General features: G+C 29.2%; 23 protein-coding genes and 1 pseudogene. 7 read left to right on the forward strand and 17 right to left on the reverse strand.

All coding sequences use genetic code 11. The features are described 5' to 3' along the window. The first annotated feature begins 186 nt into the window (after window positions 1–186). Window positions 187–399: a (2Fe-2S)-binding protein gene (locus GXK56_RS25495; RefSeq protein WP_160692773.1), complete on the forward strand. Its 213-nt coding sequence runs from the start codon at window positions 187–189 to the stop codon at window positions 397–399. A 97-nt stretch (window positions 400–496) separates the two neighbouring features. On the opposite strand, the gene GXK56_RS25500 is transcribed toward GXK56_RS25495, so the two are convergent. Together GXK56_RS25500 and GXK56_RS25505 are read right to left on the reverse strand one after the other, a co-directional pair. Continuing rightward, window positions 497–1,213, reverse strand: coding sequence for a 2-phosphosulfolactate phosphatase family protein (locus GXK56_RS25500; protein WP_160692775.1), 717 nt, complete (start codon window positions 1,211–1,213; stop codon window positions 497–499). A gap of 15 nt (window positions 1,214–1,228) precedes the next feature. Continuing rightward, on the reverse strand, window positions 1,229–2,155 hold the full coding sequence (locus tag GXK56_RS25505) for a TIGR01212 family radical SAM protein (protein ID WP_160692777.1): 927 nt from the start codon (window positions 2,153–2,155) through the stop codon (window positions 1,229–1,231). 209 nt (window positions 2,156–2,364) lie between these two features. Here GXK56_RS25505 and GXK56_RS25510 point away from each other — a divergent pair, with 209 nt between their 5' ends. Both GXK56_RS25510 and GXK56_RS25515 read left to right on the forward strand, forming a co-directional pair. After that, a complete protein-coding gene (locus GXK56_RS25510; protein WP_160692779.1) occupies window positions 2,365–3,411 on the forward strand; it encodes a transporter in 1,047 nt (348 codons plus the stop codon). A 197-nt stretch (window positions 3,412–3,608) separates the two neighbouring features. Then, window positions 3,609–4,544 (forward strand): radical SAM protein, encoded by a 936-nt coding sequence (locus GXK56_RS25515; protein ID WP_160692781.1) that lies wholly within the window; start codon window positions 3,609–3,611, stop codon window positions 4,542–4,544. Window positions 4,545–4,805: 261 nt separating this feature from the next. Here the strand turns inward: GXK56_RS25515 and GXK56_RS25520 are convergent. From GXK56_RS25520 to murI, 5 genes and pseudogenes are all read right to left on the reverse strand, one after another. Next, a pseudogene (locus GXK56_RS25520) lies at window positions 4,806–6,536 on the reverse strand (S8 family peptidase); the annotation flags it as partial. 123 nt (window positions 6,537–6,659) lie between these two features. Further along, window positions 6,660–7,328 carry a helix-turn-helix transcriptional regulator gene (locus tag GXK56_RS25525; RefSeq protein WP_160692783.1) on the reverse strand — a complete coding sequence of 223 codons (669 nt, stop codon included), beginning with the start codon at window positions 7,326–7,328 and terminating at the stop codon, window positions 6,660–6,662. A 1-nt stretch (window position 7,329) separates the two neighbouring features. Then, window positions 7,330–7,701 (reverse strand): DUF3783 domain-containing protein, encoded by a 372-nt coding sequence (locus GXK56_RS25530; protein WP_160692785.1) that lies wholly within the window; start codon window positions 7,699–7,701, stop codon window positions 7,330–7,332. A gap of 117 nt (window positions 7,702–7,818) precedes the next feature. After that, window positions 7,819–8,343, reverse strand: coding sequence for a peptidylprolyl isomerase (locus tag GXK56_RS25535; RefSeq protein WP_160692787.1), 525 nt, complete (start codon window positions 8,341–8,343; stop codon window positions 7,819–7,821). A gap of 89 nt (window positions 8,344–8,432) precedes the next feature. Further along, window positions 8,433–9,212 carry a glutamate racemase gene (murI, locus tag GXK56_RS25540; protein ID WP_160692789.1) on the reverse strand — a complete coding sequence of 260 codons (780 nt, stop codon included), beginning with the start codon at window positions 9,210–9,212 and terminating at the stop codon, window positions 8,433–8,435. A gap of 235 nt (window positions 9,213–9,447) precedes the next feature. Between murI and GXK56_RS25545 the strand changes: the two genes are divergently transcribed. Next, entirely contained in the window at window positions 9,448–10,557 is a 1,110-nt protein-coding gene (locus tag GXK56_RS25545) for an HD-GYP domain-containing protein (RefSeq protein WP_160692791.1), read from the forward strand. A gap of 54 nt (window positions 10,558–10,611) precedes the next feature. Here GXK56_RS25545 and GXK56_RS25550 read toward each other — a convergent pair whose 3' ends face one another. The 4 genes from GXK56_RS25550 to GXK56_RS25565 all read right to left on the reverse strand — a co-directional run bounded on the left by GXK56_RS25550 (window position 10,612) and on the right by GXK56_RS25565 (window position 16,512). Further along, on the reverse strand, window positions 10,612–10,848 hold the full coding sequence (locus GXK56_RS25550) for a hypothetical protein (RefSeq protein WP_160692793.1): 237 nt from the start codon (window positions 10,846–10,848) through the stop codon (window positions 10,612–10,614). A gap of 155 nt (window positions 10,849–11,003) precedes the next feature. Beyond that, on the reverse strand, window positions 11,004–14,216 hold the full coding sequence (gene carB / locus GXK56_RS25555; RefSeq protein ID WP_160692795.1) for a carbamoyl-phosphate synthase large subunit: 3,213 nt from the start codon (window positions 14,214–14,216) through the stop codon (window positions 11,004–11,006). Window positions 14,217–14,228: 12 nt separating this feature from the next. Then, on the reverse strand, window positions 14,229–15,278 hold the full coding sequence (gene carA / locus GXK56_RS25560; protein WP_160692797.1) for a glutamine-hydrolyzing carbamoyl-phosphate synthase small subunit: 1,050 nt from the start codon (window positions 15,276–15,278) through the stop codon (window positions 14,229–14,231). 454 nt (window positions 15,279–15,732) lie between these two features. After that, complete coding sequence (locus GXK56_RS25565) at window positions 15,733–16,512, reverse strand: SDR family oxidoreductase (protein ID WP_160692799.1); 780 nt, start codon at window positions 16,510–16,512, stop codon at window positions 15,733–15,735. Window positions 16,513–16,796: 284 nt separating this feature from the next. On the opposite strand from GXK56_RS25565, the gene GXK56_RS25570 reads away from it, so the two are divergent. Continuing rightward, window positions 16,797–17,495, forward strand: a complete 699-nt coding sequence (locus GXK56_RS25570) for a hypothetical protein (protein WP_160692801.1) — start codon at window positions 16,797–16,799, stop codon at window positions 17,493–17,495. A 197-nt stretch (window positions 17,496–17,692) separates the two neighbouring features. On the opposite strand, the gene mgsA is transcribed toward GXK56_RS25570, so the two are convergent. From mgsA to GXK56_RS25600, 5 genes are all read right to left on the reverse strand, one after another. Continuing rightward, complete coding sequence (gene mgsA / locus GXK56_RS25575) at window positions 17,693–18,052, reverse strand: methylglyoxal synthase (protein ID WP_160692803.1); 360 nt, start codon at window positions 18,050–18,052, stop codon at window positions 17,693–17,695. Window positions 18,053–18,144: 92 nt separating this feature from the next. Beyond that, window positions 18,145–18,594: a GNAT family N-acetyltransferase gene (locus tag GXK56_RS25580; RefSeq protein WP_160692805.1), complete on the reverse strand. Its 450-nt coding sequence runs from the start codon at window positions 18,592–18,594 to the stop codon at window positions 18,145–18,147. Between the two features lie 180 nt (window positions 18,595–18,774). Beyond that, window positions 18,775–20,037, reverse strand: coding sequence for a glutamate-5-semialdehyde dehydrogenase (locus tag GXK56_RS25585; protein ID WP_160692807.1), 1,263 nt, complete (start codon window positions 20,035–20,037; stop codon window positions 18,775–18,777). 19 nt (window positions 20,038–20,056) lie between these two features. Next, entirely contained in the window at window positions 20,057–20,869 is an 813-nt protein-coding gene (proB, locus tag GXK56_RS25590) for a glutamate 5-kinase (protein ID WP_160692809.1), read from the reverse strand. Between the two features lie 406 nt (window positions 20,870–21,275). Continuing rightward, window positions 21,276–21,920 (reverse strand): hemolysin III family protein, encoded by a 645-nt coding sequence (locus GXK56_RS25600; protein ID WP_160692813.1) that lies wholly within the window; start codon window positions 21,918–21,920, stop codon window positions 21,276–21,278. A 221-nt stretch (window positions 21,921–22,141) separates the two neighbouring features. On the opposite strand from GXK56_RS25600, the gene GXK56_RS25605 reads away from it, so the two are divergent. Then, window positions 22,142–22,735: a DUF1836 domain-containing protein gene (locus tag GXK56_RS25605; RefSeq protein ID WP_160692815.1), complete on the forward strand. Its 594-nt coding sequence runs from the start codon at window positions 22,142–22,144 to the stop codon at window positions 22,733–22,735. 122 nt (window positions 22,736–22,857) lie between these two features. After that, entirely contained in the window at window positions 22,858–24,447 is a 1,590-nt protein-coding gene (locus GXK56_RS25610) for an ATP-binding cassette domain-containing protein (protein WP_160692817.1), read from the forward strand. Between the two features lie 145 nt (window positions 24,448–24,592). Here the strand turns inward: GXK56_RS25610 and GXK56_RS25615 are convergent, their stop codons facing one another. Then, window positions 24,593–26,299 (reverse strand): cellulase family glycosylhydrolase, encoded by a 1,707-nt coding sequence (locus tag GXK56_RS25615; protein WP_160692819.1) that lies wholly within the window; start codon window positions 26,297–26,299, stop codon window positions 24,593–24,595. Between the last annotated feature and the right edge of the window lie 246 nt (window positions 26,300–26,545).

Raw genomic sequence — 26,545 nt, forward strand, 5'->3', positions numbered from 1 at the left:
ACTATTTATACAGTTTTTATTACTGCCTTTGCCTACTAAAATTATACTCTAACTTTAGTTTAATCTTCTCCATCTAATAATAATTATTAATAAACAAGATTTACTTATTTATTGATAAAATGTATAATTCAATTATAGAATATAACGTCCTTATATTTTTATAATATATTGAAAGGATATGATGATATGGATAATAACTTAAACGAAGCTGTTTTAGATAAATTAACAAAAACCTGTACTTGTAAGTTGATTACTCGCGCAAAGATTAAAGAAGCAATAAAAAATGGAGCTTCAACTTTAGAAGAAGTTCAAAAGGCAACTGGAGCTGGCAGTGGACCTTGCAAAGGTAATGGATGTTCTCCAAGAATAAACCAAATATTAGAGCAATTTAATAAATAAAGTTATGCTATATGAACATAATTTTATTTCCCGGAAAATATTGGATTGATTCATATAAAAAATAGCAGCCATCGCTGCTATTTTTTTATATATTGTTTTATTTCAAGCCTATCCTTCCATCAGAATATTCAGGTACTTGGTTAATAATGCTCTTTTTTATGCAGTACTCAATATCCTCATCTAAACTTAAAGATTTCATAACAGAGTAATGTGAAGCTTCTTTCACATAACTTAAAATATCTTCATGTCCTTCATATATCATATTAGCTGTTTTAGCTATATCAGTAAGTACTAAATTTTCATCTTTCTTTAACATTTCATTTATTATATATCCACTGCAAATATAATCATCCATAGAAAAATTGCCATTAGTCCCTGCATTAATAATAACTACATCTTCATTTATTTGAATAAGAGTTTCAGCTACGGCTTTAGCATTTATCATAGCTCCTATTAATACTCTTTTAGCTGTACTAGATTTCGTAAGTGTTCTAGTTCCATTAGTTGTTGTCATTAACATAATTTTATCTTCTATCTTTTCTCTAGTATATTCTAATGGAGAATTTGATAAATCAAAACCTTCTATTTTGACAGCCTTTCTTTCACCACCTAATACATATTCTTCTCTTCTAAGCTTATTTGCATGTTCTAAGGTTTCTTCAATTGTTAAATAAGGAATGACTTCTCTACAACCATTATTTAATGCTGTAACAATTACAGATGTTGCTCTAAACATATCTATGATAACAACAATTTTATTTTCAATTTTGCTTTCGCTTATATCATCTGCTGATATTATAATATCAACCTTCATTTCTACCACACCTTTTTATTTAAAATTTTTTCCTTGCCATAAATCATTATCCTCTAAAGCTTTATCTATTGAATTCAAAACTTCCCACTTTTTTAAACTCCACATGGGACCTATCAAAAGTTCCCTTGGTGCATCACCTGTTAATCTATGTACTACCATTTCCTTTGGAAGCATTGATATTCCTTTTATAATAAGTTCTACATAATCTTCTTGAGACAAAAATTCAAGTTCACCTTTTTCATAAACTTTTACCATAGGAGTTTCTTTCATTAAGTGAAGTAAGTGAAACTTGATCCCCTTTGCTCCAGAATGAGCAATATAGTGTACTGTTTTTAACATATCTTCCTTTGTCTCTCCTGGCAATCCTAAAATATCATGAACTACTACATCAATATTTCTTGCCTTTAAATTTTTCATTGCCTCTTCAAAAATCTCTAATTTATAACCTCTATTTATTCTTTTAGCGGTTTCATCCTTACTGGTTTGAAGTCCAAGCTCTATCCATAAATAAAACTTATTATTTATTTCCTCTAATAAATCCAATACTTCCTTATCTAAACAATCAGGTCTTGTTGCTATTGCTATTGCTACAACTCCCTCTTGATTTAATGCTTCTTCATATTTTCTCCTTAATTCTTCCACAGGTGCATATGTATTGGTATATGCTTGAAAATATGCGATATACTTTCCGCTTTTCCACTTATGAGCCATCATTTTTTTTATGTCATTGAATTGTTTATTAATAGTTAATAATCTATCGCCAGCGTAATCCCCCGAACCTCTTTCACTACAAAAAAGACATCCTCCACTGCTTATCTTACCATCCCTGTTAGGACATGAAAATCCTCCATCTAAAGAAATTTTAAATACCTTCTCGCCAAATTTTTCTCTCAAAAAGTAGTTTAAACTATGATATCTCTTTCCATTCCAAAAATTATTCATATATCCTCCTATATAAAAACATCACCAAGGAAAATTAACATTTCTAATCCTAAAGTAATCTATTTTTATAACTTATATAACTATCTTTATATTTAGTTTTCTTCCTTACATTGTACATTTAAAATTATTAATTGTACAACGCAAAAAAGAATAAATCAAAAGTAAACCTTATATATTATAAAAGAAGGATTCTTAGGGGAGGATATGTTTTGAAAAATGAATTAATTAAAATCTTTCAGGTAGCCACGGTCTTCATTGGTACCATTGTTGGTGCTGGACTTGCCTCAGGAAAAGAGATTACAGAATTTTTCACTAAATACGGAATAAGCAGTTTCTTAGCAATTATCGCTTGTGGAATAATATATATAATCTTAGGATTTATAATCTCTAAAGTTAGTCTCGATTATAATCTTAATTCATATAGTGATCTAATAAACATAATAAGTCCAAATATATTAGGAAAATTTACTGGATTTATAACTACATTTTTCCTCATTTCCAGCTCATCAATAATCCTTGCTGGAAGTGGAGCTTTAATTCATCAATTCTTTGGAATACCTAAATTATTAGGGTCTTCAATCATGATTTTAATTGCTGTTTTTTTCTTGCTCCGTGATACTGAAGGATTAATTGAAGTAAATTCCTTTATTGTTCCTGGGTTAATCGGGACACTTACTTTAATTACAGCTTTATATTTTTCCTTTTGCAAAGATACTATTTCCTTTAATAATATATTAAGTTTTCCACCACAAAAATCTGGTATTGTAATTTCTACAATTTTGTATGCTGGTTATAATACACTTTCCGCTTCTGGAGTTTTAGTCCCTCTTAGCACTCAGATAAAAAAAACTAAGACTATGTTTATAGGAGTAGCAACAGGTGCAATTGGATTAACTCTTCTATGCTTAATGATAAATTTACTATTAACAATTAATCAGCCATATATATATAATTATGAAATCCCTCTATTATTTGTAGCAAATAGATTTGGCAATATTATTCAGGCTTTATTGCTTGTTATCATATGGTTAGAAATGTTTTCTACTGAAGTTTCAGATGTTTATTCAATAAGTAAAACCTTGGAACAAACATTTAATATTAAATTTAAGCAGGCTATCTTCTTAGTTTTAGGTACTGCCCTTTTAATTTCCCAATTAGGATTTGGTAACCTTATAACAAAACTGTATCCTATGTTTGGATTATTAAGTTTATTATTTATTATTCAATTAGTAATATTTTATAGGAAACATAAATAAGAACAGATTAATCTTGACTCATGTTCGTTCGCTGAGTAAGTTATTTACATTGAGTCTTTTTAAGGAAGCTAATTCGTATTCACGAATTAGCTAAGTTCAAATAACCAAATATAAAATTTATATTTTCACTTATCTCACTTATCTACTTGTGTTATACTTTTATAAAATAGTAGTTATTTAAAGGATTTGTGATGTATATGAATTATTTAGATATGTTAAATGAATGTACCCTTTGTAATAGAAATTGTAAGATAAACAGAAATAATAAGCAGTTTGGATTTTGTAGAGCTTCTGATAAAGTAAAAATAGCTAGAGCTGCGTTGCATTTTGGAGAAGAGCCTCCTATTTCACAAGGCAATGGTTCCGGTACTGTATTTTTTTCACATTGTAATTTTAACTGTGTGTTCTGCCAAAATCATACTATAAGTCAGGGAAACATTAAAGATTTAGAAGATTCAGTTACTGGAATTGAGGTTTCCATTGAAAGACTTTCTGAAATATTTTTAGAACTTCAAAAAAAAGGAGCAAATAATATTAATTTAGTAACTCCAACCCATTATGTTCCTCAAATAATTGAAGCGCTAAAAATTGCAAAAAATAATGATCTTACAATACCTGTTCTTTATAATACCAATGGTTATGATTCTCTTGAAACAATAAAAGCTCTAGATGGATACATAGATGTTTATCTTCCTGATTTTAAATATTTTAATGATAAATATGCTATTAAATATTCTAAAGTAAGTAATTATGCTTCAAATACAATGAAAATAATAACTGAAATGTTTAATCAAGTTGGGAAACCAAAATTTGATTTAAAAGGCAATATAGTTAATGGAGTTATTATAAGACATTTAATGCTTCCAGGATTACTTTTTGACTCAAAAAAAGTAATTGATCATATTTACAATGAATATGGTAATAATGTTTATTTAAGTTTAATGAATCAATATGTTCCCATGTTTAAGGCTTGTGATTATCCAGAAATAAACAAATCACTTAACCCTAAACATTATGAATCCTTAATAAATTATGCTTTAGATTTAGGCATAGAAAATGGTTTTGTACAAGATTCTGGAACTGATAATATAGCTTATATTCCAGATTTTAATCTTGAAGGCGTTAGCAAGTAAAACTTCAAATTATAAAATTCTGTTCTTTACACAATTATTTTTATAAGGTTTATTTTTATAGATCAACTTAATCATTGATTAAAAGAGTTCTTATTATTCTAGAGAACTCTTTTACTTTTAATAATAAAATTTAGGGACCTTCAATTCATTATCCAACCCCAGTATGATTGGAGGTATAAATACTTTCCTTTTCAATTCTTTAGACTCTTCAATTTTAATTTCTCTAAACTCAAAATGTGTTCTGTTCTCATCCTTATATACTCTAGTCAAAATAGCATTTAAATCTGATTCAAGCAAGCTTAAACTATTAAATATACATACTTCACCATAGCCCCATGAAGGATTTGGGTACGTTACATCATTGCGTCTTCTTCTAGCTCCTCTTATTAAATAATATTTCAATCTTTGCCCAAAAAGATATGGATCCTTTCCTTGTATTATTCCCCATTCCATCATTAGTGCACATATTCCAGTTACTTGAGGGGCTGCCATGGATGTGCCCGTCTTAGTATCATATCTGCCATTAGGAGCAGGACCTTCAATCTCCTCTCCTGGTGCAACTAAATCTGGTCTTACAGCAATTTGCCACTCCTCTTCTCCTCTTCCACTAAAAGATGAAAGATTATTTGTCCTATAATTGTAACTTCCTACAGCAATTATATTATCTACTGTAGCTGGAATTCCTAATGTATTAAATTGAATTGGCTCTAAAAACCTTGTGCCAGGATTAAGTCCCTCCAATACCGGAAGCCATATTGAATACCTTCCTAAATATTCATTCACTACATTTATCTCTAGTGTCCATACTCCTTGAAGAAGAAATTCATTCCTGCTTGAAAGAATTATTTTAATTTCACTATTTAATTCAAATGGTTTTGCCCCTGCAGCGTATATATCATATCTATCTCTTCCTATTGCTCCTTGAATATATCCTTCCTGTATTACAATACTACCAGTACTCTGACCAGTAGGATTTATTATATTAAGTGATATATTAGGTAAAATCGATTTATATAAGTTCATAACAATTGATTTTTCATCACTTGCTATATTAAAAGTTTCTCTTTGAGTCTTAGTTAAATTTCCACCAACATGATGTCCTGCATCACCTTCATTTCCAGCTGCAATTATAATTGAAACTCTTTCTAAATTAGCTATTGTTCTAATATACTGCTCTAATAAACTGCTTCCATTATGTGCACCATCGTTTGTACTTAAGCTAATATTAATAACTAATGGCATATCAAGTTCCTTACTCTTATCTAGCAAAAACTTAATTCCCTGCATTATTTGAGAGCTCAAAACTGCTACTCCTCTTGCAGCTTTTACCATGACTATTGATGCATTTGGTGCTACACCTACATATTGTTCGTTTATTCTTCCTCCAGCGCATGCAATTCCTGCTACATGCGTTCCATGTCCTGTATTATCAATAGATGGAACTATAGAGAAAGGATTATTAGATTTAATTGCTTCATTTATCATCTGCTTATTATATATATTTCCACCTGTACTTAAATCATAAATATACTCAATTCTTGTATTTCCTTCATTATCCATAAAAGCAGGATGGGCATAGTCTATTCCTGAATCAATAAATCCTACTAAAATTCCTTTTCCTGATACCTTAAACTCTGGTGGTAACTCAAATACACATGAAGCTCTGTTGCTTTCTCTATCCTGCTCATATAAACTTTTAGGTAATTCTATATATTGGATGGTATTACTTAGTGATAAATCCTTGAGCCTATCTGCTGGAATCTCTATAATTGCAAAACTATATCCTAAGTCTTGAAATTTTCCTCCTAAACTTTCAACAAATACTCTTGTCGCTTCTGGAGTATCTCTATATAAAATAACTAATTGTATATTATTAGTACCCTCTACATTAAATTTATAGCTTATTTCATCCAATACTGCCTTAGGTACATTGGTTAACAAACCAATAGATGCATCTACCTTTGAAGATATCTGTCTTTTTGAATCATCTATAATAATCGACTCCTTAATAAGTACACACAATCATACTATGCAAATAATCATTTAAATGCAACAAAATAGAGGTTAATTTGAATTACAAGTTAACCTCTATCTATATGCATTGCATTAGCAAAATTATAATTTTATTTCTACTCTTTCTAGTTTAGCAATTACATCTATTTCTTTCACTTCCATGGTTTCAGTAATTAAACTTCCAGCATTGCTCACTAAAAGTACTTTTGAATTTCCTAAGACCTTAACTTGTCTTATCTTCCTACTTCCTTTATAGTCAATTAAAAAGAACCCATTATTGCTAACTTCCTTTACACTATGTGCAAAAGCAATGTCACCTTTTAGCATCCTAAAGCCAATCATTTCATCGTCTTCTATTTCTAAATAAAACACCTTATCTTGAGGATAATCTTCTATTTTATTTGAATGGACCGGCATTTCCTTAGATCCTTTTTTAGCTGATAAAGCATAATTATATATTGGAACACTTCTAAGCACAGATGAAAATGCATCAGTCCATACTTCTGAACTTTCTACCTTCTTCTTAGGAACTTCTTTAAAAGTTTTTCTTTCCTCCATTAATTGCTCATCTGTAACAACCATGCTTATATCATTTAAATCGGCTTGTAATACTTTAGCTGCCTTATCAATAAATGATTCTGGAGCAACCTTTCTTCCCATTTCTACTTCATTTAGGTATTTTTCCGCTACTCCAAGCTTCTTAGCTAAAGCCTTAACTGTCATCCCACTTTTTTCTCTAGCCTGTTTTATATTTTCTCCTACACGACTCACTTTACTTTCTCCCCTTTTGTTGCGCCTCAAACCATTCTCTTTCTTCAACTAAATGTTCTAATAAATATTTAAAGGTCCATTGATAATTTTTAGCTGTTGATACAGCTAATACTCCACCCTTAACAAAACCTCTAATATATCTAATAGTGGTCTTTAAATGCTCATCTTTAAATCCATTAAAAATAAGTGCCTTTTCATTTACTGGCAATTCCTCAAAATAATTTTCATTTGGCTTTTCACATATAATATCTTCAAGTTTCATTAATGCCATATCATTATTAATTTCGATTACTTTTATATTTTGACTTTCAATCTTTTTAATTTCATCTGTTTTTAATCCATATGCTAATATACATCTATTATTTATAGCCATTTTAAGACACCTCTTTTCAATTTTATTTGGTATGTATAGTTTGTTTTTATATAAAATGATTTTGAGCAAATTATTCATTGTATGATATAAGTATAATATAAAAACTTGAACATTACATTATTCTTCAATTATTTCTGGTTCTTGGATTTCTTCTCCTTGCATATCAACTGTGACACTTTTTATAACTTGATCTTCATATGGTCTATCTGACATATCTGTTTTTTGAGAAACTATTTTGTCTGCAACCTCCATACCTTCAATAACCTTACCAAATGATGCATATTGTCCATCTAAATGTGGAGCATCTGCAACCATAATAAAGAATTGACTTCCTGCTGAATCTGGATGCATAGCTCTAGCCATTGATAATACACCTTTTGAATGTTTTAATTCATTTTTAAAACCATTGCTTGTAAATTCACCTTTTATAGAATAACCAGGACCGCCCATTCCACTTCCTTCAGGGCATCCTCCTTGAATCATAAACCCTGGAATAACTCTATGAAATATTAAACCATCATAAAAACCTCTATTTATTAAATCTACAAAATTTCTTACTGTATTTGGTGCTATTTCAGGATATAATTCTGCCTTAATAACACCACCATTTTCCATAGTCATTGTAATAATTGGATTTTTCATCTTAAAATTTCTCCTCTCGATATAAATCTTAAATAATATTATTATCTAAAATATAAATTTCAATTCATGATTATAGCACTGAATTACATCTATATTTCTGCATTAATTAAATTATAACAGAAATCTATAATTTTATTATCATTTATAGAATTATAAATTTTAATATTTCCTTTTTCTTTTGAATCACTTAATAAATCTCTTTCCATAAGCTTTCTTTCTAACTCATGAGAAGTACCAAGTCCTCCATCAATAAGAGGCACATGATTTCCTATAACATTTCCTAATGACTTCTTTATAAAAGGATAATGTGTACATCCTAAAACAACTGATGCAATCCCGTCACTTAAATAAGGTCTAAATTTTTCTTCTAAATATCCTTCAAGCTCTTCACCTTCTAGAATTCCTTGCTCAATAAATTCAACAAGACCTGCACAAGGCAACGAAACTATAGAAGATTGATCTTTATATTTATCCATTAATAACTTAAATTTTCTTTCTCTTAAGGTCATTGGTGTTGCCATTATTATTATTTTTCCTTCTCTGCTTAACTTAACAGCGGGCTTTAATGCTGGCTCTATTCCAATCACAATTAATTCTTTATATTTACTTCTTATATCTTCAATTGCTGCACTAGTTGCTGTATTGCAAGCTACTACAACTGCCTTAACATTTTTATCTAACAAGAAGTCTACTGCATTTAAAGTTAAATTTTTAACCTCATCTAAATTCTTAATACCATATGGAGCATTTTTAGAATCTCCAAAATATATAAAATCTTCATTTGGCAAAATAGAAATTGCCTCTCTCATTACGCTTAAACCGCCTACCCCTGAATCAAAAAATCCTATAGGACTATTTTTAATATTCAAAGTGTCCACACTCCATCTTTTCTAAAATTAAATATATAAAAAATAATTATTAAATTATATATCTTATCTACTAAATATTTTATTACTTTATTTCCAATAAATCTACATACAAATTATATTAGGTAAAATCATTTGATTTTTAAGTGACGCACTTAACAATTTTGGTTGATTATAGTATAATTATATGAGAAACTTATACATTATAGGTATTATTAATATAGTGAGGTATATTATTATGCGATTAGTTCCTATTGAATGCATTAGAGAAAACTCATTATTGGGTAAAAATATATATACTTCTGATGGGCGCTGCTTACTTAAAGCCGGTGTTGTCTTAACAGATGTTATATTAAAAAGGATTAGAGAATTGAAAATTTATTCTCTATATATAATTGATGAATATAGTTCTGATGAAATTGAAGACATTATAAAACCAGAATTAAGACAAAAATCTATTGCTGTAATTAAAGAAACATTCTCTGACATAGAAAGAATCGCATCAGTTCATAATTTTGAAAAACGAAATATTAATCAGTATACAAAACAAGAAAAAAAATATTTTAATTCAATTAACCAAATAGCTGAAGAGTTATTAGATAATGTTTTATCTAATAAAAATGTATTGCTATCTTTAGTTGATATAAAAAGTATGGACAATTATACATATTCCCATTGTGTTAATGTTGCTGTAATATCTCTCGTATTAGGAATTAGTTTAAGTCTTTCCAAAAGACATTTAACTTATGTTTGTATCGGTGCATTAATTCATGATATTGGTAAATCATTTATTCCAAGTGAAATCCTTCAAAAACCTGATAATTTAACTGATGAAGAATTTGAAATAATAAAAAAGCATCCTAAGCAAGGTTATGACTTTCTAGGAAACTTTTCAGACTTAAGTTCTCATATTAAATTAGTGGTTCTACAACATCATGAAAGATATGATGGACTAGGTTATCCTAGTGGAATTGCAGGGGATGAAATTAGTTATCTCTCTAGAATTGTAAGCATTGCAGATGTTTATGATGCGTTGACTTCCGACAGACCGTATAAAAGAGCTATGTGTCCAAGTGATGCCCTTGAATATTTAATGTCTAATGCAGGTACTCTATTTGATTATGAAATGATTAATGTATTTTGTAAGGTCGTTATACCATTTCCTCAAGGAACAATTGTCAGTCTTAGTAATGGAGACATTGGTGTAGTAGAAGAAACACTTCCAAACTTTCCATTAAGACCAATTGTGAAAATAGTTAAAAGTGACCGTAAAAATAAAATTGGTTCAAAAGTTAATCTAATAGATACTCTTTCTGTTGTTATTTCAGATATAGAATATGAAATATAAAATAAGTTACTAAAAATTCTTTGGTGACTTATTTTTTTATTAATATAATTATTGTTAATTCATTCTAGTTCTTCTATTAATAAAAGGATTTAAATTAGCAAGTTCCTCTGCTTCTTCAAAACTTCTAGCTCTAAATACTAAAGTCCATCCGTTTCTGTCATACTTTCCTGCACACATTATATATTTCCCTTGCTTATTTCCATAGTTACCTTGTCTATCTATTATTAAACTTCTAATGCTATCTACGTTCTTGCAGTTTACTTTTACAAAAAAATTTCCTATCTCTTTCATAATACATACCTCCAACCAAACATACGTTCATTTGATTATATTATACAGAACACTTGTTTGGTTGTCAATAAAATATATGAATTTTGTAGAAAAAGGGTTAAATAAAAGAAATAGAAGGGAAAAATCCCTTCTACCCATAAACAAACTTATAAAATTTATAAAGCTGCTATATCAAATACTTCTAAATCTTTATTTTCATCAAGCTTTTCAATTTCCACATCAGCAATTGCTCTTAATGTATCTAATGCAGTAATTACACCTACATTTCTTTCAACTGCAGCTCTTCTTATTAAGAATCCATCTCTATTTGAATCATTTCCCTTAGTTGGAGTATTTACAACTAAGTCTACTTCTCTATTCTTAACTATATCTAAGATATTTGGTTCTTCTTCATTAATTTTTCTAATTTCTTCTACTTCTATACCTGCTTCTCTTAATAATGAAGCTGTTCCTGTAGTTGCTATAAATTTATAACCAACTGCTGCAAGATCTTTTGCTATTGGTAAGAATTCTGCTTTATCATGTTTATTTATTGTTGCTAATATCTTGCCCTTTTCTTTTGATGGGTACATATTTGCTCCAACAAATCCTTTATAAAGCGCTTCTTTAATATTTCTACCAACTCCTAAAACTTCTCCTGTAGATCTCATTTCAGGTCCTAAGCATACTTCAACATTAGGAAGTTTTTGAGTTGAGAATACTGGAACCTTAACCGAAACTAATTCAGGTTCTTTATATACATCTATTCCATAATCTAAGTCCTTTAATTTAGCTCCAAGCATTACTTGTGTAGCTAAATCTACTATTGGAACAGTACTTACTTTACTTATATAAGGTACTGTTCTTGAAGCCCTTGGGTTAACTTCAATTACATATAACTGTCCTTCAAATTCTATGAATTGAATATTTATCATACCCTTTATCCCAATTGCTAAAGCTAATTTCTTAGTATATTCTAATACATCTGCTTTTATCTTATCTGATATATTTTGACTTGGATACATAGTAACACTATCACCAGAGTGAACTCCAGCTCTTTCTAAGTGTTCCATAATACCTGGTATTAATATATTTTCTCCATCTGATATAGCATCTACTTCTATTTCTCTACCCATTAAGTATTTATCAATAAGTATTGGATTTTTACTATCTTTTGCAAATGCATTTTCTAAGTAGTATGTTAATTCATCTTCATCATGAGTTATTTCCATCCCTTGACCACCAATTACATATGAAGGTCTAACAAGTACCGGGAACTTTAATCTTCTTGCTTCTTCTAAACCTTCTTGTAGCGACCATATACCTTTACCCTTTGGTCTTGATATTCCTAATTTCTCTAATAATGCATCAAACTTTTCTCTATCTTCAGCCATATCAATTTGATCTGCTGTAGTTCCAAGAGTCACAATATTTTGTTCCTTTAAGAAATTAGCAAGTTTAATTGCTGTTTGACCTCCAAATTGAAGTATTACTCCATCTGGCTTTTCTTTTTCAATTATATTTAAAACATCTTCTTCTGTTAATGGTTCAAAGTATAATTTATCTGATACGTCAAAATCTGTACTTACTGTTTCTGGATTATTATTAACTATGATAGTTTCAATTCCTAATTTTTTTAATGCTTTTACACAATGTACTGAAGCATAGTCAAATTCAATTCCTTGACCAATTCTTATTGGACCTGAACCTATAACTATAACCTTCTTATTATTTGATACTTCAACTTCATCATATTGTTCATAAGTTGAGTAATAATAAGGTGATAATGCCTCAAATTCTCCACCGCAAGTATCTACCATCTTATATGAAGGCTTTATGTTCCAAATATCTCTTAATCTATATAAGTCATCTGGAGTTACTTTTAACATATCTGCTATAGCTTTATCTGAAAATCCTTTTTTCTTTAAGCTGTATAACCATTCTTTATCTAAATCTTCTATTTTACTTAACTTTAATCTTTGTTCTTCTTCAACTATCCATTTGATTTTTTCTAGGAAGAACATATCAATTCCTGTAATTTTGTTTATCTTTTCGATCATGTAATCTCTTCTAATCATTTCAGCTAAAGCAAATATTCTTTCATCATCTGGTGCCATTACTTTTTCTTTAAGTTCAGAAATACTGCATTCCTTGAACTTTTTATGATCCAAAGAATACTTCCCTATTTCTAAACTTCTTATTCCTTTTAAGAATGCTTGCTCAAAATTAGCCCCTATAGCCATAATTTCTCCAGTTGCCATCATCTTTGTTCCAAGCTCTCTATCTGCTCCAAAGAATTTATCGAAAGGCCATTTTGGTATTTTAACTACAACATAATCTAAAGTTGGTTCGAAACACGCATAAGTCTTTTGAGTTACTGCATTTTTTATTTCATCTAATCCATATCCAAGAGCAATTTTAGCTGCAAGCTTAGCTATAGGATATCCTGTTGCTTTTGATGCTAATGCTGAACTTCTTGAAACTCTCGGATTGATTTCTATAACTGCATATTCAAAAGAATTTGGATTTAATGAGAATTGTACATTACATCCACCTTCAATTCCAACAGCATTGATTATGTTTATTGATGCTGTTCTTAGCATTTGATATTCTTTATCCGAAAGGGTTTGTGATGGTGCAACAACTATACTATCCCCAGTGTGTATACCAACCGGGTCTATATTTTCCATGTTACATACAGTAATACAATTACCATAGGAGTCTCTCATTACTTCGTACTCTACTTCTTTCCATCCCTTAACACTCTTTTCAAGTAAAACTTGACCTATTGTACTTAATTGAAGTCCTAATTTTAATATAGTTTCAAGCTCTTCCTCATTATTAGCAATACCGCCCCCAGATCCTCCTAGAGTATAAGCTGGTCTAACTATAACAGGATAACCAATTTTACCTGCAAAATCCATTCCTGATTTTAAATCAGTTACAATTTCACTTTTTATAACTGGCTCTCCAATTTCATTCATCATATCTCTAAATAATTCTCTATCTTCACCCTTTTTAATAGAGTCTATAGATGTTCCAATTACATTTACATTATATTTTTCTAATATACCAGAATCATTTAATTCTACTGCAAGGTTAAGCCCTGTTTGACCACCCATTCCTGCAAGTAAGCTGTCCGGCTTTTCTTTAGCAATAACTTTTTCAACAAATTCTAATGTTAATGGCTCTAAGTAAATTTTATCTGCAACTTCTTTATCTGTCATTATTGTAGCAGGATTTGAATTTATAAGTACAACTTCTATACCTTCTGATTTTAGCGCTTCACATGCTTGAGTTCCTGAATAATCAAACTCTGCTGCTTGACCTATGACTATTGGACCTGATCCTATAACTAATACTTTCTTTATATTCTTATTTAATGGCATTCTTAAACCCTCCTATAGTGCATATTCTAAAAATTTATCAAATATATATTCGCTGTCATTTGGACCAGCTGATGCCTCTGGATGGAATTGAACTGAATATATTGGTAAGTTCTTATGCTTCATTCCTTCTACAGTTCCATCATTTATATTTACATGAGTAACTTCCATATCATCTGGTAATTTTTCAACTACATAACCATGGTTCTGAGAAGTTATATGCACAATGTTAGCTTCTAAATCTTTAACTGGATGATTACATCCTCTATGTCCAAATTTTAATTTAGTAGTTTTACCACCTAAAGCTAATCCCAATAATTGATGCCCTAAGCAAATACCTGTAATTGGCTTCTTACCAACAAGTTTCTTTATATTTTCTATAGCAAAATCTAAATCTTCTGGGTCCCCAGGGCCATTAGATAAGAATACTAAGTCTGGATTAACACTTAAAACTTCTTCTGCTGTTGCAGTTGCTGGAAATACTGTTAACTTACAATTTCTCTTTTTGAAATTTCTTATTATGTTAGTCTTTATACCAAAATCCATAACTGCAATATGCTTTCCAGTACCTTCAATTGTATAAGATTTACCTGTTGTAACAGTCTTTACAGCTTCTTTAGTTGAAAATCCTGCTATTTTTTCTTTAATATATTCATCATCAACATCTTCTAATGTTATTATGCCTCTCATTGTACCGCTATTTCTTAAAACTTTAGTCAATGCTCTTGTATCTATTCCTTCTAATCCAAGAACTCGTCCTTGCTTTAAAAAATCTTCAAGTCCTAATTCACACCTGAAATTACTTGGTAAATTACATTTTTCTCTTACAATGAAACCTCTTACTTTAATTGAGTCAGATTCCATATCGTCAAGATTAATTCCATAGTTACCTATTAAAGGATAAGTCATAGTTACTATTTGTCCGTAATAAGATGGATCAGTTAATACCTCTTGATAACCTGTCATACCAGTTGTAAATACTACTTCTCCAACGCTTTCTTTTAGGTACCCAAAAGCTTTACCTTCAAAAACCATACCATTTTCTAATATAAGCTTTGCCTTCATGCTCAAGCCTCCTACAAATATATTTTTGCTAAAACTACACCTTATGAATCTTTTTTGAGTAAAACAAAAGGATAATAAAGAGACTACAGTAAAACTGTTCTCTTCACTATCCTGTGATATACCTTACAAAATATTGACTTCAAAAAATAAGCTATGAAATTTTTCATTTTGTTTCCAAAAATCATAGTTATGCTCCCTTTTTGGCCTCACAGGACCAAGTTAAAGTGTATCTTAACTTTTCAAATTTTTCTCTTTTAATTATTCTAGTTGATATAATTTGCTATGTCAAGATAAATTAAGGATAGTTTATTTAATTCTTTTTATTTTTATCATATTGCATTAATATTATTCAAATATTCATTCCAACTACCATATTATCATATAAACCCAATAATATAAAGTATAAAAATTCATATTTATTGAATTTTTATACACTACCCATTTTATATATTTTTTAATTATTATTCTTTAGAATTATTTTTCTACTCAATGAACGTGGAATTAACTTATTACCCAAAACTAATAATTTATTTTTATATCCTGGAATTATTATTGCTTTCCCTTTAAAAAATTCTAAATAAGCTTCCTTTGCAACATCCTCGGCATCCATTAAATATTTTTTTGCTTTTTTAGATTTTTTAATTCCTGACTTTTCTTGAAATGATGTTTTCACAGGTCCTGGACAAAGGCAACTAACTCTTACCCCAAAGCTCTTTACTTCCTCATGAAGAGCTTCTGTTAATGATAATACATAAGCTTTGCTTGAATAATAAAGCGCCATCTTTGGTCCACCAACAAAAGCAGCGGTAGATGCAACATTCATAATTCCACCACAGCCTCTTTTAATCATATCCTTTAAAAAATATTTAGAAAGATTAGTTAATGCAATAATATTTATATTTATTAATTGTTCTTCAAATCCATCCTCTGCTTCATTGAAGAAACCAAAACCTCCAATTCCAGCATTATTTATTAAATTATCAACAATTAAATTTTTTTCTTCCACAGTTTTTACTATTTTTTCACAAGCTTTATCCACAGATAAATCTATCTGTATTATTTCCACAGATATTTGATATTTTTCCTCAAATTCTTTTTTTAATTCTTCAAGCTTTTTTCCATTTCTAGCTGCAATAATTAGATTGTGACTGTCTATTGCAAAAAGCTTTGCTAATTCTAATCCTATTCCTTCTGTTCCACCAGTTATCATAGTGTATGTCATAGACTTTTCCATAATATAATCACCCTTTAAATTTAATTATTCTTATATCCCATCGTTTTTTATAGACATTTGAATGCTAATTCTTATTTTACTATATTTCATTTTTATACGTTATTTTCATCTTCTTTATTGTTTAGATAAAACAAGATATGATAAAATACTTAATATATAGAAATTAATTTATAAATATATCAATAATTCAGTATTCATATATTTATAAATTAATGGGAATATAAATACACTCTCCATATAAATACAAAAAATTATTAATATAATTAATTATAAAGAGGTGCTAAATGGATATTGAACAAGATCCTAAAAAAATAGATATTATAGATAAACTTAGTTTAGATGATTTAACAGTTGGTGAAAAATTTTACTTTATTAAAGAAAACAGCATTTCTTCTGAAGGTCAAATCGTTACAAAATATGATAATTGCTTTGCTGTTAGCATTTTCTCAGGTCAAGCTAGCTATAAACCTGTTGCAGTAAATGAACAAGTTAATCTTATAATTGCCAATAAAGATTCAGCCTTTAAATGCATCTCTCAAGTGCTTGGCTGTAAATTAGAAGATGGTTTTCAATTGGCAGTATTGAGTATTCCTGATGTTATAAATAAAATCGAACGAAGAAAACATCCAAGACTTCAACTAGTTACTGCTGTAGATTATTATAATCTTCCATCCGCTACTAGTTACAAGTCTATTAATCAAATTCCAGCATTATACTTTAAGAAGATGAAAAAAACTTTTACTGTTGATGTAAGTAGAAGTGGTATAAACATTGTGACTTATAAAGAAGATACAATTCCAAAGGAAGGTATAATTTCACTCCCTCTATATGAAAAAATTGATATACTTGCTTCTATAATAAGAATTGACTTTGATGAAACAAATAATAGTTACAAAACTGCTTATGAATTCAAAGATATAAAGAAGGAAAAATGGGATATTTTAAACAAATTCATTGATGAAAAATTAAAAAAGCAATCATAAATAAGTTTGAAAGTTCCTCTTACTTATGATATAATTAAATTAAATAAATATTCAGAATATTTAGGCAGTTACAGATTTTCTGAACTGACCATCTGAATCTCTTTCAACACTACTTTTTCTAAAAAGAACCTTATCAATTTAATGATAAGGTTCTTTTTATTTATATTATTTTTATCATGAAAAACTTATATCTTTAATTAAAACTTATCTATTATAAGTTCTGCTGTTCTTCTGTTAGTTACAACTGCTACATTATGTACATTACAAACTCTAAGTAATGCTGATACATCTGGTTCATGAGGTTGTGAAGTTAATGGATCTGTAAAGAATATTACTAAATCAATATTTCCTTCAGCAATACGTCCTCCTAATTGTTGGTCTCCTCCATATGGCCCAGATAAATATCTTTTAACTTCAAGTCCAGTCGCTTCTGATATAAGTTTTCCTGTTGTTCCTGTAGCTACTAAATCATATTTACCTAATATGTCCTTATATTTTTTTGAAAATTCAATCATTTCTTCTTTCTTTTTATCATGTGCAATTAATGCAATTTTCATGCTAGTTGTCCCCCTTTTTAACATTTAATAATACGTTTTCACAGTGAAATTATACTATAATTTCAAATAATTAAAAAGAACATTTTCATTAATTATATATTTTTGTACATTTTCATATGAGGTATACCAGCTTCTTCATAGATATCTGCAACTCCTGTAAATCCTACACTTTCATATAAAGCCTTTGCATATACTTGAGCAGATAAAACAATTTTATTTTCTTCAGAATTTCTTTGTATATACTGAATTGCAATTTCAAGCATTTCCTGGGCAATACCCTTTCTTCTAAATTCTTTTAATACCAAAACCCTTCCAATTGATATATTTTCATATCCAATGCCTTTAGGAACTATTCTACAATATGCTGCTATTTTTCCCTCTTCCTCTAAAAATATATGAATACATTTATCGTCTAATCCATCTATTTCTTCTTCACATACAATTTTTTGTTCTAGAATAAATACCTCACATCTGCTTCTAACTATTCCATACAGTTGTTTTAAAGATAGCTCCTCAAATTTTTTAACCTGCCAATTCTTCATACTTACTGTCATCCCTTCATTTATTTAAATTTTCTAAGCCAATAATCATATAGTTTGAATTTACTAAATCTAATATACAAATTTTAAAAGATATAAAGGATATCCTTCACAGTTAGATATCCTTTATATCTTTTTTATACGTAAGTTAATTACGATTACTTATTTGTTATGGTAAACTACCTATCTTATTTGGCCATTTCCATAAACAATATATTTTATAGTAGTTAACTCCTTTAAGCCCATTGGTCCTCTTGCGTGAAGCTTTTGAGTACTAATTCCTATCTCAGCTCCAAAACCAAATTCTCCTCCATCCGTAAATCTTGTTGATGCATTTACATAAACAGCCGCTGCATCAACTCTTTGTAAGAATTTTTGAGAATTCTTATAACTTTCTGTAATTATTGCTTCTGAATGCCCTGTACCATATTTATTTATATGCGCAATAGCTTCATCTACATCTTTAACAATTTTAACAGCCATAACATAGTCTAAGTATTCTTTTCCCCAATCTTCTTCATTAGCTTTTTCAATATCATTAATTATTACTTGAGCTGCTTCATCCCCCTTAACTGCAACTCCGCTTGCTCTTAATGCGTCCACTGCTATTGGTAGAAAATCTTTAGCAATCTTTTCATTTACTAATAATTTTTCAGCTGCATTACAAACAGAAGGTCTTGATGCTTTAGCATTAACAACAATATTCCTTGCCATTTCAAAATCACAGCTTTCATCAGCATATATATGACAATTACCGGTGCCTGTTTCAATAACTGGAACAGTTGCCTTTTTAACAACTGCTTTAATCAAACCAGCTCCTCCTCTTGGAATAAGAACATCTATAAATTCATTTAATCTCATCATTTCAGTTGCAATTTCTCTGCTTGTATCTTCCACTAGCTGAACTGAATCCTTAGGTAAACCAGCTCTCTCAATACCTTTAATCAAAGCTTTAACCACAGCTTTATTAGAGTTAATTGCTTCACTTCCACCTCTTAATATAACAGCATTTCCTGTCTTTAAGCAAAGTCCTGCTGCATCACAGGTTACATTAGGTCTTGCTTCATAAATTATTCCTATAACTCCTAATGGAACTCTTTTTTGACCAATTTGTAATCCGTTTGGTCTTTGCCACATTGAAATCACTTCTCCAATTGGATCTTGTAATTTAATTAGATCTTTAAGTCCTTCAGCCATTCCTTCAATTCTCTCATCACTTAAAGCTAATCTGTCCAGCATAGCCTTTGATGTTCCTTTTGATTGAGCAATATCTAAGTCTGCTTTATTGGCTTCGATTATATCATTCTTAGAATTAATAAGTTCCTCTGCCATTAATCTTAATGCTTCATCTTTTTCTTTTGTTGATGCTGCACCTAATTCATAAGATGCTTCTTTTGCTTTTTGCCCCAAATCAATTAAATAAGTCTTTTTTAATAATTCACTCATTCTTTCAGCCCCATTTCTATTATTTTATTGTTGATATGAATAAAGTTCCTATTTCCTCCCCAGCTAAAACATCTAATATTATATTTGGTTCACTTCCATTAGCTAAAACCATATCCACTCCAGCTGCTGTTGCTGTTTTAGCTGCCATTAGCTTGGTAATCATCCCACCAGTTCCTAAATTTGAACCAGCTCCTCCAGCACACTCTTCTAATTCTGGAGTAACCTCTTCAATTTCACTTAATAATTTTGCACAACTATTATTTCTTGGATCACAATCATAAAAACCATCTATATCAGATAATATTATTAACAAATCTGCATTAATTAATGATGATACTATTGCTGATAAATTATCGTTATCTCCAAATCTAACTATATTTTCAATCTCATCTATTGAAACTGTATCATTTTCATTTACAATAGGTATTATTTTCTTTTCTAATAAAGTCTCAAAGGTATTACATACATTTTCTCTAACATGGTCATCTTCTATTACATCTCTTGTAAGAAGAATTTGACCTACTATATGACTATATTCACCAAAAAACTTACTGTATATATGCATCAACTCACATTGTCCAACTGCTGCTACAGCTTGCTTTTCTCTTATACTCTCGGGCTTTTCCTTTAACTTCAACTTATTTACACCAACACCTATTGCACCTGATGTTACAAGAGTTACTTGTTTTCCTGAATTAACAATATCAGATAAAACCCTTGTTAATTTTTCAATTCTACTTAAATTAATGTTTCCATTTTCATAAGTTAAGGTTGAAGTTCCTACTTTTACAACTATTCTGTTTGCATCTTTTAATCTTTTACGATAGCCCATTTTTACATCCCCTTAAAGTCATATTTATTATTTATCTTACTATACCTAATTTATCTTATCAAGAAAAAAACATATCATTTATATTGAATATGGATAATAATGAATACAGTAGTATAATTATCCTTGAAAACCCATGAAAGGAGACTTGTAATATGGAACTAAATATTTCTACAGTGATAATGACTTTTATAAATATTATCATTATTTTATGCATAATATCATTTTTTATATTCATAATTATAAAAACAATAAAAAGTATAAATCACTCTAAAAATACAAATGCAGAAATTCTAAAGGAACTAAAAAACATTTCTTCGAAATTAGATAAAAAAGACTAAAGGATTTTTATCTCCTTTAGTCCTTCATATATCTTATAATAAAAATTAACCTAAGTATAAATATTTCCTTATATTATATAAGAAAATACAGAAATAAAATGACAAAGCGTTCCTAGCATAATAAACAAATGGAATATTTCATGTCTTCCAAATGCACCTATTCTTTTTTCTGTCTTTAATGCATATATTACTCCACCTATTGTATACATTAATCCACCTAAGATTAAGTATACCAATCCTGCTAAAGGCAAAACCTGCGACATAGGATATATTGCTACTATTGCAAACCATCCAATTCCTATATACATAGTACTGCTTAACCATCTAGGACAAGTTACCCAGCACAATTTAAATGCTATTCCAACAACTGCACAGATCGTTACAGCTAAAAATAAGCTTATTCCTATCTTGCCGTTTAATGCTACCAAACAGAATGGAGCATATGATCCTGCAATCAAGATAAATATCATAGAATGGTCTAATCTTTTTAACATTTTTATAACTTTATCACTAGCTATTACCCAATGGTATGTTGTTGATGCACTATATAATAAAATCATGCTTATACCAAAAAACAATACTGAACCAAAAGTTACTGCAGAACTTCCTGCTATATATGCTTTAACTACCATAGCTATTAAAGCAAACAACGACAATACGGCTCCAATACAATGAGTTAATCCATTAATAGGTTCTCTTAAATATCTCTCCATCCTTTTCCCTCCTATTTATTTCCACGTAGTTTCAATAACTACGTGTTGCTATATTAGAAATTATTTCATATATGCATATTTATTGCAAAAGCTATTTTTGTTTATTTTTCATTACTATTTAGTATTTTGCCCACAAATGCTTGAATTATCTCCTTCTTTCGATTAATATTGAAATTATAATAGAAACATAGTTTCAATTACTATGTGAGGAGTGAAATTTTATGAACGACTTTAATATTGATAACTATATAAACTCGCTAAAACCTTCTGATAATATTAATTTAGATACTTTTCCTGAAATTGATTTATATATGGATCAAGTAATACAGCTTTTCGAAAACAAATTAAGTTACACAAAAAGAAATCCTGATGATAAAATCCTTACTAAAACAATGATTAACAATTATGCAAAAGATAATCTCTTAATGAAAATAAAGAATAAGAAATATACTAAAAATCATCTCATATTAATTGGTTTAATTTATAATTTAAAAGGTGTATTATCTCTAACTGACATTAAAACTATCTTAACCCCTATCATTAATTCCTTTGAAAAAGAACAAGATTACCCATTGCATGATATATACCAATCTTTTCTTGATATATATGATTTAAATTTAGAAGATATTAGAACATCTTCTAATAAAATTCACGAAAATATAAATCAATTAGTAAATAATAAAAATGGTACTTTAGGAGATTATGAAGAAAAGCTATTGCTTGCATTTGCATACACCAGTATGAGTAATTTATATAAACGCATGAGCGAAAAATTAATTGATGAATGCTTTGAACTTCCTAAAAACCGTAAATAATATACTAATGCAAAATACATTGATTATATGATATAATAAGCAACATGAAATGAAAATCTTATACAGTACATATTATGTGCTGATATAATAATTATAATACTATGAAATGAGGTAGAACAAGATTGATAAACGTATCAAATGTTAGTCTTAGATTTGGTGGACGTAAACTTTTTGAAGATGTCAACCTAAAATTCACTCCTGGTAACTGCTATGGAGTTATTGGTGCTAATGGAGCTGGAAAAAGTACATTCCTAAAAATATTATCTGGTGAAGTAGAACCTAATACTGGAGAAGTTATAATTCCTCCTAATACAAGAATGTCAGTTTTAAAGCAAGATCACTATAAATATGATGACTTTCAAGTTTTAGAAACTGTAATTATGGGTAATGAAAGACTTTACCAAATAATGAAGGAAAAAGATGAAATCTATGCAAAACCAGATTTCTCTGATGAAGATGGTATTAAAGCTTCTGAATTAGAAGGTGAATTTGCTGAACTTAATGGTTGGGAAGCAGAATCTGAAGCATCTTCACTTTTACAAGGACTTGGAATAGGAACTGAATTACATTTTAAAAATGTTTCTGAATTAACTGGAGGAGAAAAGATTAAAGTTCTTTTAGCTCAAGCTTTATTTGGTAATCCAGGAATACTAATTCTAGACGAACCTACTAACGGTCTTGACTTAAAGGCTGTTAATTGGTTAGAAGACTTCTTAGGTAACTTTGATGGAACTGTTATTGTTGTCTCACATGATAGACATTTCTTAAATGCAGTTTGTACTCAAATGGCGGATGTTGACTTTGGTAAAATTAAGCTTTATGTTGGTAACTATGATTTCTGGTATGAATCAAGCCAATTAGCACTTCAAATGTCTAAGGATCAAAACAAAAAGAAAGAAGAAAAAATCAAAGAATTACAAGACTTCATTGCAAGATTCAGTGCTAATGCGTCTAAATCTAAGCAAGCTACTTCTCGTAAAAAATTATTAGATAAAATTACTTTAGATGATATCCAACCATCAAGCAGAAAATATCCTTTCGTAGGATTTAAACCTGAAAGAGAAGTTGGAAATGATATTTTAATGGTTAAAGACTTGTCTAAAACAGTTGATGGAGTTAAGCTTCTAGATAATGTAAGCTTCATGGTTAATAAGGGAGATAAAATAGCTCTTATTGGTAATGAAATAGCTGTAACTACATTATTTAAAATATTAGCTGGAGAAATGGAACCAGACAGTGGAGAATTTAAGTGGGGAATAACTATAACTACAGCTTACTTCCCAGCAGATAATACACAATATTTTGAAGATTGTAACCTTTCTTTAGTAGATTGGCTTAGACAATATTCAGAAGAAAAGTCTGAAAGCTATATAAGAGGTTTCTTAGGAAGAATGTTATTCTCTGGTGAAGAAGCATTAAAAGAAGCTAATGTATTATCAGGAGGAGAAAAGGTTAGATGTATGTTATCTAGAATGATGCTTTCTAATGCAAATGTATTAATGTTAGATCAACCTACTAACCATCTTGATCTTGAATCAATTACTGCTGTAAATAATGGCTTAAATGATTATAACAGTAATATAATCTTTGCTTCTCATGACCACCAATTTGTTCAAACAATAGCAAATAGAGTTATAGATATTAAAGATGATGGTTCTATAGTTGATAGAACTATGACATTTGATGAATACTTAGAATTCTCTGGTAAATAAGACCAGACTTCAAAAGTATATAAAATTAATTTATAAAAACCATACATTTATATAAAATTCTATAAATGTATGGTTTTCTCATTAAATTAATTAATATAAGTATCACTTGTATAATATTAATTATTTTTATAGTAACTTTTGATTATTATTTTACAGGTATTACACTTTCTCCACTTTTTAAAACATTAAGTTCAAGTATTTCTCCGCTTTGGAAATGTAATTTAAAGTTTATTTTACCGTCCTTTGCTTCATTAAAAAACTTATCTTTAATAATTACTTTATTTGCATTATAATCAACTGAAAATGCATAATCATATTCTTTATAAGTAGTCCAATTTTGAGGACCTGCTCCAGTACCATCTGAATTTATAGCTTCTAACGTTGAAAGTTTAGATCCATTAAACTTTACTGGAATTTCAAAACTATTAGTAGAACCTTTTCCTGTATTTAATTCTGGTACCTTATAATGATTTATATATACATTCCAATCAGCACCTGCTGAAAATTTAAATGCCAATGTAGCGTTTTCAGCATACTTATCTGTAATTATACTATTTATATAATTTCCTTTTAGGGTTACTGTTCCATTATTATCGTAACTATAATCTTTGTCTAATATTAGTTTTTGACTTCCGTTGTATATTTCCTTAAAAGAATTGCCATTCAAAGTCAACTTAACTGAAACATCTTTTTTTCTATTTTCATCTTTAATAAATATTCTATCTGATTCTGAATAAGAACTTCTTGAATTCCATGATGCTTTGATTTGATTATACAAAGATAAATCATTCCAATTTAATGTTGTTCTATTCATATGTTGCCCATTATCCCAAAGCATAAGAGTAATATTTTTAGTTTTTGCATAATAATTAATATATTCAAAGTATTTTAACATTTCACCATGTTCAATTGCTCCTAAACTTTTATCAAATGCAAGAACCCCATACTCTCCACAAATTACACCAATTCCCTTTGAGGTAAAATGATTATACATTCTGTCAAAAGAGCCTTGTAGTTCTGAAACTACTTTATCATCCATTGTTGTAACTCCAGCAATATTAGTGCTGAATGGCCAATATCCATAGTAATGGAAAGTTGCTATTATATTCTCATCTTTCAAACTTTGAATTGTGCTGTACAAAGATTCACATTTATTATCACTATCATTAGTATTTAACGTTGGTAATATAAGCATACGAGCCTTATTCTTTCCGCCTGAATTTCTTACGATATTGTAAAATTCAGTATTAACTTTTTCAAGTATTTTTATTTGATTTTGTTCATCTCCTGATGAAAATTGAGGTTCATTTAAAGATTCAAAACAAACTTTATCTGAGTACTCTTTAAAGTAGTTAGCAAGTTGAGTCCAAATAGCTTTATATCTTTCCATTGAAGCGCCTTTATCAGACTCTGAACCTATTTGCTTTGCCCAATTCCATGAATCGTGATGTAAATTAATCATTACATATAAATTTTCATCAAGTGCCCATTTTACAACTTCAGCATAACGGTTTAAAAATTTTTCATCAATTTTATATTCAGGTGCTGAACCTGTTCTCATTAGAGCTGTAAAAGGAATACGTATACTTTTAAAGCCTTGAGATTTAATTGTTTTAATAAGATCTTTTGTTACAATTGGATTTCCCCAAGACATTTCCCCTTTATCCCCATTAGTATCAAAGGAATCAAAACTATTGCCTAAATTCCAACCTGGCCCCATTTCATTAGCATACTTTTGAGATGGAGTTAACTTTATTTCTTCTGCATTTACAGTAAAAATAAAGTTATTGAACAAAGAAATCGTTAACATAAGTGTCATAAAAAAAGTAAGTGCCATTTTTATTTTTCTCATAAATTTTTTCCCCCTTCTTTTCATAAATAATATTATATTTATTGTCACTATATTAGTTTAACTTCATGCTAAATATAAAAAAACATTAAAAATTATTAGTAAAACACATTAATTTTTAGTCATTTTTTCTTAACTACCTCTAATTGCAATCTCTCTAAATTAATATTCTAAAAAAGGGGCTGTTGCAAAATTAACGTAGTTAGTTTTGTAGCAGCTCATTTTTTATGGAAATAAAAAAATGTGAAT

The sequence above is a fragment of the Clostridium sp. C2-6-12 genome (genome assembly GCF_009928485.1).
Lineage (GTDB): Bacteria > Bacillota > Clostridia > Clostridiales > Clostridiaceae > Clostridium.

Coding starts and splice junctions, on each gene's coding strand:
- GXK56_RS25495 (WP_160692773.1), top strand. CDS start 187: ATGGATAATAACTTAAACGAAGCTGTTTTAGATAAATTAACAAAAACC.
- GXK56_RS25500 (WP_160692775.1), bottom strand. CDS start 1,213: ATGAAGGTTGATATTATAATATCAGCAGATGATATAAGCGAAAGCAAA.
- GXK56_RS25505 (WP_160692777.1), bottom strand. CDS start 2,155: ATGAATAATTTTTGGAATGGAAAGAGATATCATAGTTTAAACTACTTT.
- GXK56_RS25515 (WP_160692781.1), top strand. CDS start 3,609: ATGAATTATTTAGATATGTTAAATGAATGTACCCTTTGTAATAGAAAT.
- GXK56_RS25530 (WP_160692785.1), bottom strand. CDS start 7,701: ATGGCTATAAATAATAGATGTATATTAGCATATGGATTAAAAACAGAT.
- GXK56_RS25535 (WP_160692787.1), bottom strand. CDS start 8,343: ATGAAAAATCCAATTATTACAATGACTATGGAAAATGGTGGTGTTATT.
- GXK56_RS25545 (WP_160692791.1), top strand. CDS start 9,448: ATGCGATTAGTTCCTATTGAATGCATTAGAGAAAACTCATTATTGGGT.
- GXK56_RS25550 (WP_160692793.1), bottom strand. CDS start 10,848: ATGAAAGAGATAGGAAATTTTTTTGTAAAAGTAAACTGCAAGAACGTA.
- carB (WP_160692795.1), bottom strand. CDS start 14,216: ATGCCATTAAATAAGAATATAAAGAAAGTATTAGTTATAGGATCAGGT.
- carA (WP_160692797.1), bottom strand. CDS start 15,278: ATGAAGGCAAAGCTTATATTAGAAAATGGTATGGTTTTTGAAGGTAAA.
- GXK56_RS25565 (WP_160692799.1), bottom strand. CDS start 16,512: ATGGAAAAGTCTATGACATACACTATGATAACTGGTGGAACAGAAGGA.
- GXK56_RS25570 (WP_160692801.1), top strand. CDS start 16,797: ATGGATATTGAACAAGATCCTAAAAAAATAGATATTATAGATAAACTT.
- mgsA (WP_160692803.1), bottom strand. CDS start 18,052: ATGAAAATTGCATTAATTGCACATGATAAAAAGAAAGAAGAAATGATT.
- GXK56_RS25580 (WP_160692805.1), bottom strand. CDS start 18,594: ATGAAGAATTGGCAGGTTAAAAAATTTGAGGAGCTATCTTTAAAACAA.
- GXK56_RS25585 (WP_160692807.1), bottom strand. CDS start 20,037: ATGAGTGAATTATTAAAAAAGACTTATTTAATTGATTTGGGGCAAAAA.
- proB (WP_160692809.1), bottom strand. CDS start 20,869: ATGGGCTATCGTAAAAGATTAAAAGATGCAAACAGAATAGTTGTAAAA.
- GXK56_RS25600 (WP_160692813.1), bottom strand. CDS start 21,920: ATGGAGAGATATTTAAGAGAACCTATTAATGGATTAACTCATTGTATT.
- GXK56_RS25605 (WP_160692815.1), top strand. CDS start 22,142: ATGAACGACTTTAATATTGATAACTATATAAACTCGCTAAAACCTTCT.
- GXK56_RS25615 (WP_160692819.1), bottom strand. CDS start 26,299: ATGAGAAAAATAAAAATGGCACTTACTTTTTTTATGACACTTATGTTA.